Source organism: Azospira sp. MPR-E4 (assembly GCF_058809645.1).
Window position 1 is genome coordinate 100,171 of the sequence record NZ_JBXAST010000002.1, and the last position, 17,336, is coordinate 117,506.

Consider the following 17,336-nt stretch of genomic DNA (forward strand, 5'->3'; position numbering starts at 1 on the left):
AATCATGCCCATAAGCCAAATGCCCCGCCGCCTGCTCCTGCTTGCCGCCAGCCTGGCCCTCCTGGCCGGCTGCGCCACGGCGCCCCGGCCGGCGGCCACCACCGCCGGTGCCTGCCCGGCCTGTCCCGTCTGCCCGGCACCCGGCGCTGCCCCGGTGTGTCCGCCCGCCGGCGCCCAGTTGCCGCCGCCCCCCGCCGCCAAGCCCCTGCAGCCGGCCCGCTGGGAAGACCTGCCCGGCTGGGGCGAGGACGACCTGGGCGCTGCCTGGCCGGCCTTCCTGCAGTCCTGCAAGGGCCTAGTGGGCAAGAAGGAATGGCCCCTGTGGCGTCCCGCCTGCGATGAAGCCCAGACCCTGGGGAGCAAGCCGGACAACGGCAGCCTGCGGCGCTTCTTCGAATCCCGCTTCCAGCCCTATCTGCTGACCAATCCGGAAGGCACCGTCGAAGGCATGATCACCGGCTATTACGAGCCCCTGCTCAAAGGCAGCCGCAAGCCCACCGGTCCCGGCCGCTATGCCGTGCTGGGGGTGCCGGACGACCTGCTCACCATCGACCTCTCCGAGTTGTATCCGGACCTCAAGAACTACCGCCTGCGGGGCCGCCTGCTGGGCAACAAGGTGGTGCCCTACTGGTCCCGGGCCGAGCTGATGGCCAGGGAGGACAGCCTCAAGGCCCGCACCCTGCTGTGGGTGGACGATCCCATCGAGCTGTTCTTCCTGCAGATCCAGGGCTCCGGTCGGGTCCGGCTGCCCGACGGCAGCATCGTCCGCCTCGGTTACGCCGACCAGAACGGCCACCCCTACCAGTCCATCGGCCGGGTGCTGATCGAGCGAGGCGAGCTGAAGCCGGAGCAGGCTTCCATGCAGGGCATCCAGGCCTGGGCCCGGGCCAATCCGGCGAAGGTCAACGACCTGCTCAACGCCAATCCCAGCTACGTCTTCTTCCGGGAGCTGGACCTGCCCGCCAGCGAAGGCCCCATCGGCGCCCTGGGCGTACCCCTGACGCCGGAGCGCAGCATCGCCATCGATCCCCGCAGCACGCCCCTGGGGGCACCGGTGTTCCTGGCGGCGAGCCATCCCAACAGCAGCAAGCCCCTGCGCCGCCTGGTGCTGGCCCAGGACACGGGCGGCGCCATCAAGGGTGTGGTGCGGGCCGACTACTTCTGGGGCTACGGCGCCGAGGCCGGTGCCCTGGCCGGGCGGATGAAGCAGACGGGGCAGATGTGGGTGCTGCTGCCACCCGGTCTGGGACCCCGCTAAGGGGCCGGACGGCGGGCGCCCCGGCACGGTGCAAAATGCACCAATAGGCAGCATGTCCGGTGCAATACGCACAATGCCGGTGCGTGCCTGCTGGGCGCCTATGGCTAAGGTAATGATTTAACAGTGCTAAGCCCCTGGAACGGGGCTTGCTTTTGTGGTGCCAACTTTTTGCTGGAGGCACCATGGAAGCTTACAAGTCCGCCTCGGACACCCTTTTCGTTCTCTTGGGCGCCATTATGGTGCTCGCCATGCACGCCGGTTTTGCCTTCCTCGAACTGGGCACCGTGCGCCGCAAGAATCAGGTCAATGCCCTGGTGAAGATCCTTTCCGACTTCGCCGTGTCCACCCTGGCCTACTTCTTCGTCGGCTACGGCATCGCCTACGGCGTGCATTTCTTCCAGGGCGCCCAGGCGCTGATGCAGAACAGCGGCCACGACCTGACCAAGTTCTTCTTCCTGCTCACTTTCGCCGCCGCCATCCCGGCCATCATCTCCGGCGGCATCGCCGAGCGGGCCCGCTTCAATCCCCAGCTGGCCGCCACCTTCTGCCTGGTGGGCTTCGTCTATCCCTTCTTCGAGGGCATCGCCTGGAACCACGCCTACGGCATCCAGGAATGGCTGCTGGCCACCTTCGGCGCCGAGTTCCACGATTTTGCCGGCTCCGTGGTGGTGCATGCCATGGGCGGCTGGATCGCCCTGCCCGCCGTGCTCCTGCTCGGTGCCCGCCGTGGCCGCTACCACAAGGATGGCGGCATCGCCGGCGCCCATCCGCCGTCCTCCATTCCCTTCCTGGCCCTGGGCGCCTGGATCCTTATCGTCGGCTGGTTCGGCTTCAACGTCATGAGCGCCCAGAGCCTGGACAAGATTTCCGGCCTGGTGGCCCTCAACTCCCTCATGGCCATGGTGGGCGGCACCCTGGCGGCCCTGGTGCTGGGCAAGAACGACCCGGGCTTCGTGCATAACGGCCCCCTGGCCGGCCTGGTGGCTGTCTGCGCCGGCTCCGACCTGATGCACCCCCTTGGTGCCCTGGTCACCGGCGGCGTTGCCGGTGCTCTTTTCGTGGTCATGTTCACCCTGACCCAGAACCGCTGGAAGATCGACGACGTGCTCGGCGTCTGGCCCCTGCACGGCCTGTGCGGCGCCTGGGGCGGCATCGCTGCCGGCATCTTCGGGCTGGAGGCCCTGGGCGGCGCCGGTGGCGTTTCCTTCCTGTCCCAGCTGCTCATGACCGGCCTGGCCATCGTTATTGCCCTGGTGGGCGGCGGCCTGGTCTATGGCGTCATCAAGCAGCTGGTGGGCATCCGCCTGGACCAGGAGGATGAATACAACGGCGCCGACCTTTCCATCCACAAGATCACCGCCTCCGCCGAGCGGGAAACCCTCTGGTAATTCACGCTTTCTGTTTCCGGACAATAGTTTCTTGAAATGAAATGGAGAATCTTGAAACTAAATAAAAACAAGGAGATAGCCGTTTTGCTGCAAAAATGAGCTGATGGTAGTAAATAAAGTCGGCCGGACAACAATGGAAAAGAGGCCCCGCAATTGCGTGGCCTCTTTTTCATTTGGTTGCCATAGCTCAATCGATATCGCCCCGAGTGAAAGGCTTCAATGTGGCTACTATGGTTGCGTTACTTCACTAGCTCCGGCTGCTTTATGTGTGATGAGTGCATTATTGCTTCGATGATGTGGCTACAAAGCCGGAAGGGGTCATGTGGCAGTTATGTCGAGAGATCGTTCGCTTACTGGCACGTATGCCCGATGACCACGATGTGGAATGTTGGGGGCTAGACTGCACTTGGTCAGGCGTATCCGGATTCCCCACTGGACGGCTCAAACGCAACAGCGGCAGGCCAACTTGTCTAGGATATGATGGTTATCGCCAAGTTTGCAGAGGGACTCAAAATGCCGATCGAGCTCTTCAAAAAGGATGTATCCCAAGGAAAACTCATCAGGTCGCTGGAACATCGGGCGTTTCAGTTGATCAACAATCTCCCGCTCGCGGGCCGCTGGCGCCACTAGATAAAGATGTTCCTCCTTTCCCGGAATGGAAAGGGCCATATCGGTGAGGCGCAATATTCCGGAATAGATGGAGGTACTTTTTTCAACCTCAAAGGCGGCGGCAATCTGCGCCTTCCCCTTGTACAGCCAAAGGACATCGATCAGTTCCGCCGTAGCGTGCACCTCCGGAGACAATCCCAAGTCTGGAAGGTGCTCTAGGCAGTGGAATCCCAGCGGGCGGCCTTGGTATTGCGCACTACGGTCATTGCGTGCGACCAAGACGTCATATCCCAGGGTACGCCCTAGTTCAGAAAGTTGGTGCTGAACCTTGGTGTGCAGCCGTTCCTCCACAACATCCTGTTCAACCTGTGCGTGCCGTTTGCGGCGACTTTTCTCCAGTTTTTCCTGCTCCGCAGCCAAAGTCTGCTGGCCATTAGAATCGGGGGCCAAGCGTCCTACCCCGATCTCAAACAACATGCCACTGAACGCGCCAAGATCCTTGGAAAGTGTTCCAAGCGTCGAATTGGCTTCGATGATCGTCTCGCGCATTTCCAGGTAGCTGTCCCAAGACCCTAACTTCTTCTTGGCCTGAAAGAGGGCATTGAAACCGTTGAGCATCGCCGTATTAAATGGCGGAAACAGTGTGGGATGAAGAAAGTAGAGGATATTGGCGACCGCTGGCCCCAGGCCCTTGATGCTGCGGCCGGCAAGCTTCAAAACTTCCCTTTCCAGAATCCGGATGTCGGCGGTTTCCAGGCAGGCGAAGAGAAATTCCCCGAACGCCCCCTTATTTTCATCGTTCTCGTAGATATCCGGGATGCGAAGCTTAGGCTTCCAATAGAAGGGATGGGCCGCCCCTTCAAACACCTGCTTTTGCTCAGCAATACAGCTCAGCACAAATTCCAGCGATGATCCTTTGAAGTCGTTGGGGAAACGCTTCTGCTTGATGTCTTCGACAACCGTACCAACACCGCGCCGGATGCTTCGAAACGCTTTGAGGCGATCTTCACTACTAACAAACCAAGTGTTGTAAACAGACTCGGGGTCAGCCTTATAGGCTTGCGCTATGGGCAGGAGAAGTTGCTTCATGACGAAGCATTATGAAAGGGCGGAATTACTTTTGCTAGTACAAAAGGCAATCAGAACGCCTCATTCCCCTAATTACCTAGGCGTAGTTCCATGCATTTGACCAATTCCTTGGCTCAGCGCATTTCCCTCAATCGTTCTGAAGCTACGGCGATAGACTAAGACCCGTCATGGAAAGATGGTTACTATCGCCAGCCAGTTCTTCCAGGATGGGGCAATCGGGCCGGTGATTTCCTTGGCAACAACTGACTAGATGCTGGAGCGCCTTTTTCATTGCAAGAAGCTCTTGGAGCTTATTTTCGAGCTCGTCTAGATGCTCCTTGGCCAGGGCTTTTACCTCGCGGCTGGTACGGTCTCGGTTCTGCCAAAGACTTAGCAAATTCCGAATTTCATCAATGGAGAATCCGAGATCTCGAGATCGACGAATAAACTGCAGGGTCCGGATGTCAGCTAATCCGTATTGGCGGTAGCCCGCCGCAGTCCTACTGGCCGGTGGCAACAACCCTACACTCTCATAATGACGAATCATCTTGGTCGAGATGCCGGTGGCCTTTGCTACCTCTCCAATATTCATTTTAGCTCCCTGGCTAGATTCAATCAGGATGTCTGATATCACTGGCGCTACGCCAGCGGCGAAGTAATAGCGCATTCATTACTACGCTAACACTACTGAATGCCATCGCTGCCCCTGCAACAACAGGACTTAGCATTCCGGCAGCTGCGAGGGGAATACCGAGGATGTTGTAAGCAAAAGCCCAAAAAAGACCCTGTTTGATTTTTCCGTAAGTGCGGCGAGAAACATCGAGAGAATCGGCAACCAGGCGGGGGTCTCCTCGCATTAAGGTGATTCCGGCTGCCAGCATCGCCACATCGGTCCCAGTGGACATGCTGAGCCCAACATCAGCGGCGACCAAACTGGGAGCATCGTTCAGTCCATCTCCAACCATTGCCACAACGTATCCACGGTCACGGAGGTCCTGAATGATTGAGGCCTTATCCTCTGGCAACAATCCAGCCCAGACTTCATCAATACCCAGATTCTCGGCAACGGCGTTGGCGCTTCCCTGATTATCCCCAGTCAACATCACTGTTTTGATGCCTAGCTTATGCAAGTTGGCCACCGCTTGGTAAGAAGCACCTTTCACAGCATCACCAAAAGCTAGAAGGCCCAATGTCTCTGTTTCATTTCCGCGGCTACGAAGTAGCCAGGAGATAGTTCGCCCTTGCTTTTCAAGGGCAGCCGCACGTTCCAGTAGTCGAGCGGGGGCTGTTCCAGACTCCAACATTAGTCGGGTGCTACCCAGCATCAGGATTTCCCCACCAACTACTCCTTGCACTCCACGTCCAGGAAGGGCTTTGGCATTCACCGTGTCGGGTACTGCTAGTCGTTGTGATTTGGCCATTTCCAGGACAGCATGGGCCAAGGGGTGGTCACTGGTCTTTTGCAGCGCAGCCGACAACTGAAGGATGTTGTTCTTGTCCATGCCTTCAACAGCCTCGACAGCGACCAGCATTGGCTTTCCCTCCGTCAATGTTCCCGTCTTATCAAAAGCAACGGCTGTCACCGAGTGGGCAATTTCGAGTGCTTCAGCGTCTTTGATCAGGATGCCATGTCGGGCCGCCACACCGGTACCCGCCATTATTGAGGTAGGGGTGGCAAGGCCAAGGGCGCATGGACAGGCAATCACTAAGACTGTTACCGCATTGATCAATGCGACCTCCCAGTCCGCCAGGAGTAGCACCCAAACGATAAATGTCAGTATGGCGATGGAAAGGACTACTGGTACGAAGACAGCGCTGATTCGATCAACGATACGCTGAATCGGAGCTTTGGCTGCTTGCGCAGATTCCACCATCCGGATGATGCGGGCTAGAGTGGTTTCTGTACCGATGGCGATGGTTCGCAGAACCATTAATCCTTCACCATTCACCGATCCGCCTGTCACCTGATCACCAGGAGCCTTCGCGATAGGGAGGCTTTCTCCGGTAATCAGAGCTTCATCGACGTGGCTTTGTCCATTGATGACAGTCCCATCCACTGGGATCCGCTCTCCTGGCCGTACCACCACCTTGTCTCCGATTGCAACTTGCTGGACAGGAATAGAGACTTCCTGCCCTTCTATCAGGACGCGCGCCACCGTTGGGCGAAGTGCGTTAAGGGACCTTATAGCGTCGGTAGTTTGTCGCTTGGCTCGTGCTTCCAGCCATTTCCCCAGAAGCACCAAAGTGATGACAGCCGCAGATGCCTCAAAATAAAGATGGGGCATTCTGGTATCTGCATTTCTCCAAAGCAGATACACCGATAAGCCATAGGCAGCAGAAGTTCCCAGGGCCACCAATAGGTCCATATTGCCGGCACGGGCCCGAACTGCCTTCCACCCGGCCCGGTAAAACCGTAAGCCCAGCCAGAACTGAACGGGGGTTGCCAAGGCAAGTTGCCACCAGCCATCCAACATCCATTCCTTCCCCAGGAGCTCAAGCAGCATCGGTGCAAGTAGCGGAAGTGTAAGGACGATACTAACTGCGACCGGCCACCATTCCGGAAAACGTCGCTTCACAGCGGGAACTTCTCCAGCTGTCTCGGGGCTGGCGGCATACCCGGCTTTCCCAATGGCTGCGGCAAGCGTGGCAAACGATACGTCGGGCAACGTGATCACCGTCGCCTTTTCAGAGGCCAAATTTATTGAAGCCTCTTGCACTCCAGGCACCTTTAAAAGGGCTTTCTCCACCCGGGCGACACAGGAGGCACAACTCATCCCGTCGACTAAAAGGGTGTGGTTCGTAGTGCGAATAGTTGAAGTAAAGGCAGACATGGAACTCTCCAGAAGCGTTATAGCGCCTATGCTGAAGATTCCCATGGTGGGAAGGTCAACGGTTCAAACTAAAAAAATCGACTTCATCCAAATAGCGACATCACGGAGTTGACCTTCCCCCTGTAGGAAGGAAGAAAGTGGTCAGGGTAACTTCCCAAAAAATGAAAGGAGAAAACCGTGATTACCTTCAAAGTTGATGACATGACCTGTGGCCATTGCGTCAGCAAGCTCACCCAGGCGCTTCGGGATCTGGACAAACATGCCAAGATCACAATCACTCTGGAACAGCATCTGATATCTATTGAATCAGTAAGCGTTAGTGTTGAAGAGGTGGAAGGTGCAATTTCTGAAGCTGGCTATATGCCCCTCAGGGTCGAGAATGCTTAAGTAGTGGCAGGCTGCTTACTGCTGAATAGATGGCAGCCGTAGTTCAAAGGTTGTCAATCCATCCTCAGAGCGCACCGTCGCATTGCCTCCGTGGGCGCGCAGGATAGATCGCGTAATAGCGAGGCCTAAGCCCGCTCCTTCGGAGTCCCGTTGCCTTGACGGATCGGCCCGATAAAAGCGGTCAAATAATCGAGGAAGATGCTCCGGAGAGATAGTTTGGCCTGTATTGCTAATGCTGATAGTTGCCATTCCATCGACGTTTGTTAGCAACACGGCAATGACGCCACTCCTAGGGGTGTGTCGGAAAGCATTGGATAGCAAGTTGCCAATAGCTCGCCGGAGCATCAACCTATCACCTGCTACGGAAGCCTCTCCTTTGATGGATAGGGTTACGCCCCTTTCATCCGCCAGAGCTTCATAAAACTCCAGTAAGTCATCGGTTTCCTCACGCAAGTTCAGCGGCCCAAGTTCCGGCACAACTAGATCGTTTTCAGCTTTAGCCAGAAACAACATATCTGCGATGGTTCGGGAAAGCCGCTCGAATTCTTCGGAGTTCGATACCAATACCTCTCGATATTCCTCGGCAGTGCGAGTTTTCGATAGTGTGACTTGTGTCTGGGTAAGGAGGTTACTAACTGGTGTGCGCAACTCGTGTGCAAGGTCAGAGGAAAATTCGGAGAGTCGACGGAAGGACGCCTCAAGGCGACCGAGCATTTCATTTAGCGTCCTAGCTACTTCCGCAAGTTCGATGGGGAAGTCTTCTGCAGTCAGCCGGCGGTCTAAGTGGTCGGCCGTAATCCCCGCAGTATCGCGGCATATTTCCCGTAAGGGGGAAAGCCCCCCTCTGGCAGCCAGCCAGCCGAATAGACCACTAGCTATCGCGGCCAAGGCGACTAAGCCCCAGAACGTCTTATTGAAAGAGTGCATGAAATGTTCATGGACTTGCAATTCAGTGGAGACTGCAACGACGGCACCTCCGGTAACAGTGTTGGATATGCCTCGGAAAAGCAGCCCATCTTCATTTCGCCAGAGCTTAGGGTGAGTTCTAAGGTCAGTGCCTGGCACCTTCATGATCGATGGGAAATCAACACTGCCATGGGAATAAATCGGCTTGCCGGAAGCATCCCAAATAGCTACTGCCAGTCCGTGATGCCCAACCAGTGCTGCGTCCAGTCGGTCACTCAAGGCACTCTGACTGTGTTCCGATAGAGCATGGCTGACGAGCTCGAACTTCCCCACCAAAAGTTCTGTGTCCATTTCTTCAAAGTGGCGCTCAACCAGAGCACCTACCGCTAGCCCAAGTGTTGTCAGCACCAGGGCGGAAACAACAGTAAAAAGCAGTGTTAGCCGAAGCGTTATAGACTTCTTGCCTAAGGGCTTCATTCCCCATCCTCCAGCACATACCCCATGCCTCGTGCTGTCCGGATCAGCTTTAGCTCGAATCCGTCGTCCACTTTGGACCGCAAGCGACGAATGGCGACCTCAATAATATTGGTGTCGCTGTCGAAATTCATATCCCAGACCTGGGATGCGATGAGGGATCGGGGCAGCACCTCGCCACGTCGGCGTAGCAAAAGTTCCAGTAAGGAAAATTCCTTGGATGTCAGGTCGATCTTTCTCCCTCCACGAGTGACCCGACGCCGGCGAAGATCCAGTTCCAGATCTGCAATTCGCAAAACATCATCCTCGCGGGCCTTTGTACCACGGCGCAAAAGCGTTCTAACTCTTGCGAGCAGTTCTGCAAAAGCGAAGGGTTTTACGAGGTAATCATCCGCCCCCAGTTCTAGGCCTTTGACCCGGTCATCCACCGAGTCGCGAGCAGTAAGGAAAAGTACGGGGATTTCCTTGCCGGCCTTACGGATTCCTTGCAATACCTGCCATCCATCAATACCGGGAAGCATTACGTCGAGAATGGCCAAGTCATAGGCTTCAGTTAGGGCCAGATGTAGTCCATCGAACCCATCCCGAGCTAGGTCCACTACAAACCCGGCTTCTGAGAGCCCCTTATGCAGATAGTCACCTGTTTTGGGTTCGTCTTCTACGACCAGTATCTTCACATCACTCTCCTGAAGGTCGAATAGGTGCATTGTGAGGCTGAAATCACCCAGAAAGCATCCGCATTACATAAATGTAATGTTGATGTCAGTCCCTCGTTATGCGGCATCTACCAGAATCCTGGTTACTCCTAAATAACCGCATTCCAATGCAAAAGCCCTTTCTTACCGTCGTAGGCGTAGCTGCAGTATTTGTAAGCGTGGTCGGAGCATCCATCAGCATGGGGTTTCCCTCCTTTGCCGCGGATGAGCCCCATTCTGAGTTAGTGACATCTCTCATCACTTATGCAAGAGAGCGTTCCATAAGCCGAGAGGTTAAAGGAGTAGATGTTCCTGCGGATCTAGGCTCTCCTGAACGAGTCCGCCGTGGTGCGGGGAATTACGAGGCCATGTGCGTCGACTGCCATCTATCCCCCAGTGCTGGAAATAGCGAAATCCGCCAAGGGCTATATCCCACTCCGCCCAATCTATCGGTAGTGCGAGAAAACGCCCATGACCCGAGTTCTGACGCCCGGGACTTCTGGATCATCAAACATGGCATCAAGGCCTCCGGCATGCCTGCCTGGGCAAAAGGAGGGATGGATGATGCAGCTATTTGGGATTTGGTTGCTTTCCTGAATGTCCTCCCCACGCAATCTACCGATAGTTACCAGCAACTGGTGAGTGCCAGCAACGGCCATTCTCATTCTGGAATTCCGGATGCCCATGGTGCCAGTGGTGGTCCCAGCCACCATTCGGTAGATGAACACAGTCCAGGCCACGTACATAGCCATTGATTACAAAAATGTAATCCGCGAGTCAGCCAACTGTAGGGGACGAGTCCTCAAACTGGGGACTTACAACGCAGGAGCTAGACAGTTATGACCCTACAAATGACATTTCGGCAGTTGCTAATGGTCGCCGCTGTGGCGGCTTCCGGTGCTGCTTACGCGCAAACCTCTACTCATGTCGAAGTCTTCAAGAGTCCTTACTGCGGTTGCTGCAAGGAGTGGGTTGAACACATGCGTAAGGCAGGATTCGATGTAACAACCCAGAATGTGACCGACGTTCCTGCTGCACGCAAGGCAACCGGAATGCCCGAAAAGTTTGGGTCCTGTCATACCGCCAAAGTTGGCGGCTATGCCATTGAGGGCCATGTTCCTGCTGCAGATGTTCAGCGCCTTCTTAAAGAAAAGCCCAAAGCCATCGGCCTTGCTGTCCCCGGGATGCCCCAAGGCTCTCCGGGTATGGAGACTAATCACCCGCAGCCGTATGACACCCTACTCGTCATGCCTGACGGTAGCTACAAGGTTTTTGCCAAGCACTGAGTTCATAATTAGGAGATTGACATGAAAAAGATGATTGTTCCGTTTGTTGCCGTTGCTCTGCTGGGGCCCGCTATTGGTATGGCAGCATCTGGCCATGATGATCATGGCAGCCACGGTGGAATGCACATGGAAGCCACTCAATCTGCCCTGATTGATGGCATCGTCAAAAAGGTGGATAAGGCAGGTGGAAAACTGACGGTATCGCATGGTGCTTTGCCGAATGGAATGCCTCCTATGACTATGGCGTTCCTGGTCAAAGATGCATCTTGGCTTGGCAAGGTGAAGGAAGGGCAGAAAATCCGCTTTGCCTCAGAAAACATTGATGGTGCGATGACCATCGTTCGCCTGGAGCCTCAAAACTAGGTGACTCTAGTTTGAGCGCGGTGTAATCGGAAACTTCCACGAGGGTCCAAACATGAAATCAATAAAAACCTCGCGCAACATCCTGTGCGCCGCGCTTATTGCAGCCTGGAGCATAAGTGCCGGAGCCCAGGTTCAACCGGGCAGCACGGTGGAGAGCCTTCTCTCGATTGCTCGGGAGAACAATCCTGAATTTGCCAGCATGCGCTACGAAGCCGATGCCGCAGCAGAGCGGATAGTTCCGGCAGGCGCCTTGCCCGACCCCCGGCTGCGTACCGAGTTGATGGATATCACAAAGGGGGGGGCTCAGAGCCCAACGCTTGCCCCCAACCGTGTTGGTACGGCTCGTTATACCCTGATGCAGGATGTTCCGTGGTTCGGCAAACGCGATCTCAAACGTGAAATTGCAGAACTAGAGGCTGCTGGGGCCAAAGGGCGTGCTTACGGGGTCTGGAGCGAGGTTTCTGCCAAAATCAAGACGACCTATGCCCAACTGTACTATCTAGCTCGCAATGAAACCCTGACCCAAGAAATATTGGATCTTATGGTTCGCTTGGAGCGCATAGCTCGAGTTCGCTACGCAAACGGATTGGCTGCCCAGCAGGATGTTATTCGTGCTCAGGTTGAGCAAACTGCAATGCGCAATGAACTCATTGCCCTGGAAACTGAGCATCACCACCTTACTACCCGGATGAATGCTCTGCTCGGACGGCCGGCATCGGCGTCCCTGGCATCTCCCGAAATCCTGCGCCCTTTGCCTCCGCCGGCCAAATTGGATTACGCCAGTCTAGTAGAGCGGGCCGAGGCCAAGAACCCGATGCTCTCGGCTGAAGGGCATCGCATCAAAGCCGCCGAGAAGAGCCGAGATCTGGCTTACAAAAATCGATATCCCGATTTCACCCTGGGTCTTGTTCCCAACCAGATGGGAAATGATGTGAAGCAATGGGATTTGATGTTCGAAATCAATATCCCATTACAACAAGCCAGCCGCCGTGCCCAGGAGCGTGAGGCAGAAGCAATGGTTTCGGCTAGTCGTGCCCGACGCGAAGCAACTGCTAACCAACTGCTCTCGGATCTTTCTGAGAGTTTGGCAGCGCTGGAGGCTGCGGTACGGACGGAGCGTTTGTCGACAGACAACCTACTGCCACAGGCTGAATTGACATTTAAGGCCGCCCTCGCTGGTTATGAGACTGGCAAGGTGGATTTCACCACGTTGCTGGATGCCCAGCGCCAAATCAGACAGGCCAAACTCAACCAGATTAAGTCCCGTGCCGAGGCTCAAGTACGTCTGGCTGAGGTAGAACGTATTCTCGGAGAAGAACTATGAACAAGGGAGTCATTTCAGTTGCCGTAGTTGCTGTTCTGGCTGCAGGTGGTGGGTATTGGGCAGGACAGAATAGTGGAAATGCTCCCCATGCCCACGACACCGTGGCTAGCCCCACTGACTCTGGGAAGGCAGAGCGGAAGATTCTCTATTACCGCAATCCGATGGGTTTGCCGGATACCTCCCAGGTACCAAAAAAGGATCCCATGGGGATGGACTACATCCCGGTATATGAGGGGGAGCAGGACGACGAGCCGGCTTCAGCAAACCAGATCAAGATCAGCACGGAAAAGATTCAGAAGCTGGGTGTTCGAACCGAAGCGGCGACCCTTGAGAGTCTTGATAAGGTGGTTCGGGCTGCTGGCAGAATCGAACCCGATGAACGCCGCACTTACGCTATTTCTCCAAAATATGAAGGCTATGTCGAACGCCTCTATGTGAATGCGACCGGACAGGCGGTTGGCAAGGGACAACCACTGTTTGAGGTCTATAGCCCTGAACTGGTCTCGGCACAGCGGGAGTACGCAATTGCTTCCCAAGGGCTAGAGAGCATGAAATCTGCTGATGACGCTGCCCAGTCTGGCATGCGTCAGTTAGCCGACTCCAGTCTGACTCGCTTGCGAAATTGGGATATTTCTGAGGAACAAGTCAAATCCTTGACCAAATCTGGCGATGCCAAACGTACGCTGATTTTTCGTTCTCCTGTTAATGGCATTGTGGCTGAAAAGAAGGCGGTTCAGGGAATGCGCTTTGCTCCAGGGGATGTGCTCTACCAAATTACTGATTTGGGCACCGTCTGGGTGATTGCTGATGTCTTTGAGCAAGATATTGGATGGGTGAAGTCCGGTGCCAAAGCGAAAGTAAAAATCAACGCTTACCCTGAAAAGACCTTCGAAGGGACCGTTTCCTATGTGTATCCGACCTTGAAGGCAGATACACGGACCATTCCGGTTCGGCTCGAACTCCCCAACCCTGGCAATCTGCTGAAGCCCGGCATGTTTGCCCAGGTAGAACTCCCCACTATTGCCAAGGGTGCTGTAGTCACTATCCCGAACTCGGCCGTAATTGATAGTGGTACCCGGCAAATTGTTCTGATCCAGGCGAAGGAAGGTCGATTTGAGCCGCGTGACGTAAAGCTTGGTGCCCGGAGTGAGAACCGGGTGGAGGTAATCGAAGGAGTTCGGGAGGGTGAGCAGGTTGTTGTTGCAGCCAACTTCCTCATTGATGCGGAAAGTAACCTCAAGGCTGTAGTCGGTGGATTCGGTCATTCCGGCCATGGCAGCTCCTCTCCTGGTGCAGGCCAAGATAAGCCTGTAGGCGTTGGCTACAAGGCAGAGGGCAAGGTTGAAGACCTTGATGCTAAAGCAGGGACCGTGATGCTTGCCCACGGGGCAATCCCGAGCCTGAAGTGGCCTGCCATGACGATGGAGTTCAAGGTGGCCAATCAATCTCTGCTCAAAGACCTCAAACCTGGGACCCCCATCAAATTTGAGTTTGTGGAGCGCAGTCCGGGAGAATGGGTTGTAACCACCATTAGCCCCGTTGCCGCTGTCCCAGTCCAGGCCAATCCTCACGCTGGTCACTGAGAAAAATAAAAGGAGCCCAGCGCGATGTTGGCAAAAATCATTGAATGGTCAGGGCGGAATCGCTTCCTGGTCTTGTTAGCCACGCTATTCATCATTGTTGCCGGTGTCGTTGCTGTCGTACGGACACCGCTTGATGCCCTGCCTGACCTGTCGGATGTACAGGTTATTGTCTATACCGAGTATCCCGGGCAGGCTCCCCAGGTGGTGGAGGATCAGGTTACCTATCCGCTAACTTCGGCAATGCTCTCTGTACCGAAGTCCAAGGTGGTTAGAGGCTTCTCGTTCTTTGGCGCCTCCTTTGTTTACATCATCTTTGAGGACGGAACGGATATCTACTGGGCCCGGTCCAGGGTCCTGGAATATCTCAACTTTGCCGCCGGCCGGATGCCCAAGGGTGTTACGCCCCAAATTGGTCCGGATGCCACCGGTGTTGGTTGGGTTTATCAGTATGCCGTCTTGGCAAAGAACAAGACCCTGGCAGAACTCCGTACCCTGCAGGACTGGTACCTGCGCTACCAGCTGACCAAAGCGCATGGTGTGGCTGAGGTTGCCTCCATCGGAGGCTTTGTCCAGACCTACCAAGTTACCGTAGATCCGGTAAAGCTACGGTCTTACGGCATCCCCCTGTCCAAAGTCTCCCAGGTTATTCGGGATTCCAATCGCGATGTGGGGGGGCGTGTCGTTGAGATGGCTGAAACCGAATACATGGTCCGCGGCAAAGGATATCTCCGTGGCACCGCAGACATTGAGAATCTGGTTGTTAAGGCCCAAGGCGGAACCCCCGTCATGATTCGGGACATTGCCCGAGTCGAATTGGCGCCCGATGAGCGTCGCGGGTTGACCGAGCTGAATGGAGAGGGAGAGGTTGTCTCCGGCATTGCAATGGCTCGTTATGGCCAGAATGCCCTAGAGGTCATCCATAACCTCAAGGAGAAGATCGGCGAGATTTCCTCCGGTCTTCCTGAGGGGGTAACCATTGAGACGGTCTATGACCGCTCCGAACTCATTCATCGGGCGATTGACACGCTAAAGCATACCCTGGCGGAAGAAAGCGTCATCGTGGCTCTGGTGTGTGTTGTGTTTCTACTGCACCTACGTAGCGCCCTGGTGGCAATTCTGATGCTGCCTGTAGGCGTCCTGATTTCCTTCATCTCCATGCGTTTGTTAGGGATGAACTCCAACCTCATGAGTCTTGGGGGGATTGCCATCGCCATTGGGGCGATGATTGATGCCGCCATCGTCATGATTGAGAACGCTCATAAGCACATTGAGCGGCTGCCCGAAAATCACAGCCATTCTGAGCGGGTGGAAGCAATGATTGCCGCTTGCAAGGAGGTGGGGCCGGCGTTGTTCTTCTCGCTGTTGATCATCACTGTCTCCTTCCTCCCTGTATTCACGCTGGAGGCCCAGGAAGGACGGCTGTTTTCCCCGCTTGCCTATACCAAAACCTTCTCCATGGCCGGTGCTGCTCTCCTGTCGGTCACGTTAGTTCCGGTCCTGATGATGCTGTTTATCCGCGGCAAGATCATGCCGGAAGCTAAAAACCCGGTGAATCGATTCCTCATCTGGGGATACCGGCCGATTATTGCGTGGGTGATGCGTCGGAAGACTGCCACCATCATCGCTGCGATTGTGGCGATGCTGATCTCAATCTATCCCGCTTCCAAATTGGGCTCAGAGTTCATGCCCACACTGAACGAAGGGACCTTGCTCTACATGCCGGCTTCCCTGCCAGGGATGTCCATTACTAAGGCGGCAGAGCTTCTCCAAACCCAGAACAAAATCATTAAGAGTTTCCCGGAAGTTGCCTCGGTCTACGGCAAGGCTGGTCGCGCCAATACCGCGACTGATCCGGCGCCGACAGAGATGTTTGAGACCGTAATCAACCTTAAGCCGGAGTCTGAATGGCGCCAGGGCATGACAACTGACAAGCTCATAGCCGAAATGGACAAGGCTCTGCAGTTCCCTGGTGTATCTAATGCCTGGACGATGCCGATCAAGGCTCGGATCGACATGCTCTCTACGGGGATCCGTACGCCCATCGGCATCAAGGTCTTTGGTAAAGATTTGAGTGAGATGGAGAGCCTTGCCCGAGAAATCGAAACTGTTGTGAAAGAAGTTCCCGGGACAACCTCGGCCTTTGCGGAACGAATCACTGGCGGCTATTACCTAAACATCGAGCCCGACCGTACCCAGCTTGCCCGGTATGGGCTGGCTGTTGGGGAATTGCAGGATGTGATTGGCCAAGCCTTGGGCGGTGAAATGGTCACCACTACCGTTGAAGGACGGGAGCGCTTCGGTGTGACTGTTCGCTATCCCCGGGAGTTGCGTTCCGATCCGCAGCAAATTGCCCAGCAGGTACTCGTGCCAACTGCGGATGGAGCCATGATTCCGCTTGGGCAACTGGCCAAGGTCCAAGTAGCCAAGGGAACGCCAGGTATCCGAACAGAAAACGCACTGCTTTCCGCTTACATATTTGTGGATATCCGTGATCGGGACATCGGTGGTTATGTTGCAGATGCCAAGAAGGCCGTTGCTGAAAAGGTGAAGTTCCCTCCCGGCTATTACGCCACCTGGAGCGGCCAATTTGAATCCATGGAACGGGCTATCGAGAAGATGAAGGTTGTGGTGCCTGTCACCCTGCTCATCATCTTCCTGTTGCTCTACCTCAATTTCAAACGTCTGACCGAAACGCTCATTGTGATGCTGTCAGTCCCGTTTGCCCTGGTGGGAGGGGTCTGGCTCATGTGGCTGCTGGGCTACAACCTGTCGGTTGCAGTGGCGGTTGGCTTTATCGCACTGGCCGGCGTGGCTGCGGAGACCGGGGTAGTCATGTTGATCTACCTCGACCATGCCTGGGAAGAACTCAAGACCAAGCGTCGGGCATCTGGCCAGGAGCCCAGCCTGGGCGACTTGTACGAAGCGATTATGGAGGGTGCAGTAGAGCGAGTCCGTCCGAAGATGATGACCGTGGTGGCCATCATGGCGGGCCTCCTGCCCATCATGTGGGGTACCGGTACCGGCTCGGAAGTCATGAGCCGTATTGCAGCCCCCATGGTTGGTGGAATGATTTCCTCGACAATCCTCACTCTGGCAGTGATTCCCGCGATCTACGCCCTGATTAAGCAGTGGCGGTTGAAGAATGGGAAAGAGAGTTAAGCGCA

At 55.6% G+C, this 17,336-nt stretch carries 14 protein-coding genes; 9 read left to right on the forward strand and 5 right to left on the reverse strand.

Going from position 1 to position 17,336, the window contains the following annotated elements; genetic code table 11:
* Positions 1–4 precede the first annotated feature (4 nt).
* Together mltA and AC1RTA_RS01275 are read left to right on the forward strand one after the other, a co-directional pair.
* A complete protein-coding gene (gene mltA / locus AC1RTA_RS01270; protein WP_492783771.1) occupies positions 5–1,258 on the forward strand; it encodes a murein transglycosylase A in 1,254 nt (417 codons plus the stop codon).
* A 182-nt stretch (positions 1,259–1,440) separates the two neighbouring features.
* Positions 1,441–2,646: an ammonium transporter gene (locus AC1RTA_RS01275; protein ID WP_492783772.1), complete on the forward strand. Its 1,206-nt coding sequence runs from the start codon at positions 1,441–1,443 to the stop codon at positions 2,644–2,646.
* 441 nt (positions 2,647–3,087) lie between these two features.
* Here AC1RTA_RS01275 and AC1RTA_RS01280 read toward each other — a convergent pair whose 3' ends face one another.
* From AC1RTA_RS01280 to AC1RTA_RS01290, 3 genes are all read right to left on the reverse strand, one after another.
* Positions 3,088–4,344, reverse strand: coding sequence for a type II restriction enzyme NmeDI-related protein (locus tag AC1RTA_RS01280; RefSeq protein WP_014236166.1), 1,257 nt, complete (start codon positions 4,342–4,344; stop codon positions 3,088–3,090).
* Positions 4,345–4,486: 142 nt separating this feature from the next.
* A complete protein-coding gene (gene cueR, locus AC1RTA_RS01285) occupies positions 4,487–4,990 on the reverse strand; it encodes a Cu(I)-responsive transcriptional regulator (protein WP_492783773.1) in 504 nt (167 codons plus the stop codon).
* On the reverse strand, positions 4,935–7,154 hold the full coding sequence (locus tag AC1RTA_RS01290) for a heavy metal translocating P-type ATPase (protein WP_492783774.1): 2,220 nt from the start codon (positions 7,152–7,154) through the stop codon (positions 4,935–4,937). The genes cueR and AC1RTA_RS01290 overlap by 56 nt, the downstream gene beginning before the upstream one ends.
* A gap of 177 nt (positions 7,155–7,331) precedes the next feature.
* Here AC1RTA_RS01290 and AC1RTA_RS01295 point away from each other — a divergent pair, with 177 nt between their 5' ends.
* Positions 7,332–7,541 carry a heavy-metal-associated domain-containing protein gene (locus tag AC1RTA_RS01295; RefSeq protein ID WP_014236169.1) on the forward strand — a complete coding sequence of 70 codons (210 nt, stop codon included), beginning with the start codon at positions 7,332–7,334 and terminating at the stop codon, positions 7,539–7,541.
* A gap of 15 nt (positions 7,542–7,556) precedes the next feature.
* On the opposite strand, the gene AC1RTA_RS01300 is transcribed toward AC1RTA_RS01295, so the two are convergent.
* Together AC1RTA_RS01300 and AC1RTA_RS01305 are read right to left on the reverse strand one after the other, a co-directional pair.
* Positions 7,557–8,924: a heavy metal sensor histidine kinase gene (locus AC1RTA_RS01300; RefSeq protein WP_492783775.1), complete on the reverse strand. Its 1,368-nt coding sequence runs from the start codon at positions 8,922–8,924 to the stop codon at positions 7,557–7,559.
* Entirely contained in the window at positions 8,921–9,598 is a 678-nt protein-coding gene (locus tag AC1RTA_RS01305; protein ID WP_014236171.1) for a heavy metal response regulator transcription factor, read from the reverse strand. Before AC1RTA_RS01305 ends, AC1RTA_RS01300 begins: the two co-directional genes overlap by 4 nt.
* A gap of 218 nt (positions 9,599–9,816) precedes the next feature.
* Here AC1RTA_RS01305 and AC1RTA_RS01310 point away from each other — a divergent pair, with 218 nt between their 5' ends.
* The 6 genes from AC1RTA_RS01310 to AC1RTA_RS01335 all read left to right on the forward strand — a co-directional run bounded on the left by AC1RTA_RS01310 (position 9,817) and on the right by AC1RTA_RS01335 (position 17,331).
* Positions 9,817–10,371, forward strand: a complete 555-nt coding sequence (locus tag AC1RTA_RS01310) for a c-type cytochrome (protein WP_235609702.1) — start codon at positions 9,817–9,819, stop codon at positions 10,369–10,371.
* Positions 10,372–10,455: 84 nt separating this feature from the next.
* Positions 10,456–10,902: a DUF411 domain-containing protein gene (locus tag AC1RTA_RS01315; RefSeq protein ID WP_109040444.1), complete on the forward strand. Its 447-nt coding sequence runs from the start codon at positions 10,456–10,458 to the stop codon at positions 10,900–10,902.
* A 21-nt stretch (positions 10,903–10,923) separates the two neighbouring features.
* Complete coding sequence (locus AC1RTA_RS01320; protein ID WP_014236174.1) at positions 10,924–11,265, forward strand: copper-binding protein; 342 nt, start codon at positions 10,924–10,926, stop codon at positions 11,263–11,265.
* 52 nt (positions 11,266–11,317) lie between these two features.
* Positions 11,318–12,589, forward strand: a complete 1,272-nt coding sequence (locus tag AC1RTA_RS01325) for a TolC family protein (RefSeq protein ID WP_014236175.1) — start codon at positions 11,318–11,320, stop codon at positions 12,587–12,589.
* Complete coding sequence (locus tag AC1RTA_RS01330) at positions 12,586–14,172, forward strand: efflux RND transporter periplasmic adaptor subunit (protein WP_014236176.1); 1,587 nt, start codon at positions 12,586–12,588, stop codon at positions 14,170–14,172. Before AC1RTA_RS01325 ends, AC1RTA_RS01330 begins: the two co-directional genes overlap by 4 nt.
* Before the next feature lie 24 nt (positions 14,173–14,196).
* Positions 14,197–17,331 (forward strand): efflux RND transporter permease subunit, encoded by a 3,135-nt coding sequence (locus tag AC1RTA_RS01335; protein WP_014236177.1) that lies wholly within the window; start codon positions 14,197–14,199, stop codon positions 17,329–17,331.
* Positions 17,332–17,336 lie beyond the last annotated feature (5 nt).

Coding starts and splice junctions, on each gene's coding strand:
- AC1RTA_RS01320 (WP_014236174.1), top strand. CDS start 10,924: ATGAAAAAGATGATTGTTCCGTTTGTTGCCGTTGCTCTGCTGGGGCCC.
- AC1RTA_RS01310 (WP_235609702.1), top strand. CDS start 9,817: ATGGGGTTTCCCTCCTTTGCCGCGGATGAGCCCCATTCTGAGTTAGTG.
- AC1RTA_RS01335 (WP_014236177.1), top strand. CDS start 14,197: ATGTTGGCAAAAATCATTGAATGGTCAGGGCGGAATCGCTTCCTGGTC.
- AC1RTA_RS01330 (WP_014236176.1), top strand. CDS start 12,586: ATGAACAAGGGAGTCATTTCAGTTGCCGTAGTTGCTGTTCTGGCTGCA.
- AC1RTA_RS01300 (WP_492783775.1), bottom strand. CDS start 8,924: ATGAAGCCCTTAGGCAAGAAGTCTATAACGCTTCGGCTAACACTGCTT.
- cueR (WP_492783773.1), bottom strand. CDS start 4,990: ATGCGCTATTACTTCGCCGCTGGCGTAGCGCCAGTGATATCAGACATC.
- AC1RTA_RS01290 (WP_492783774.1), bottom strand. CDS start 7,154: ATGTCTGCCTTTACTTCAACTATTCGCACTACGAACCACACCCTTTTA.
- AC1RTA_RS01280 (WP_014236166.1), bottom strand. CDS start 4,344: ATGAAGCAACTTCTCCTGCCCATAGCGCAAGCCTATAAGGCTGACCCC.
- AC1RTA_RS01275 (WP_492783772.1), top strand. CDS start 1,441: ATGGAAGCTTACAAGTCCGCCTCGGACACCCTTTTCGTTCTCTTGGGC.
- AC1RTA_RS01315 (WP_109040444.1), top strand. CDS start 10,456: ATGACCCTACAAATGACATTTCGGCAGTTGCTAATGGTCGCCGCTGTG.
- AC1RTA_RS01325 (WP_014236175.1), top strand. CDS start 11,318: ATGAAATCAATAAAAACCTCGCGCAACATCCTGTGCGCCGCGCTTATT.
- mltA (WP_492783771.1), top strand. CDS start 5: ATGCCCATAAGCCAAATGCCCCGCCGCCTGCTCCTGCTTGCCGCCAGC.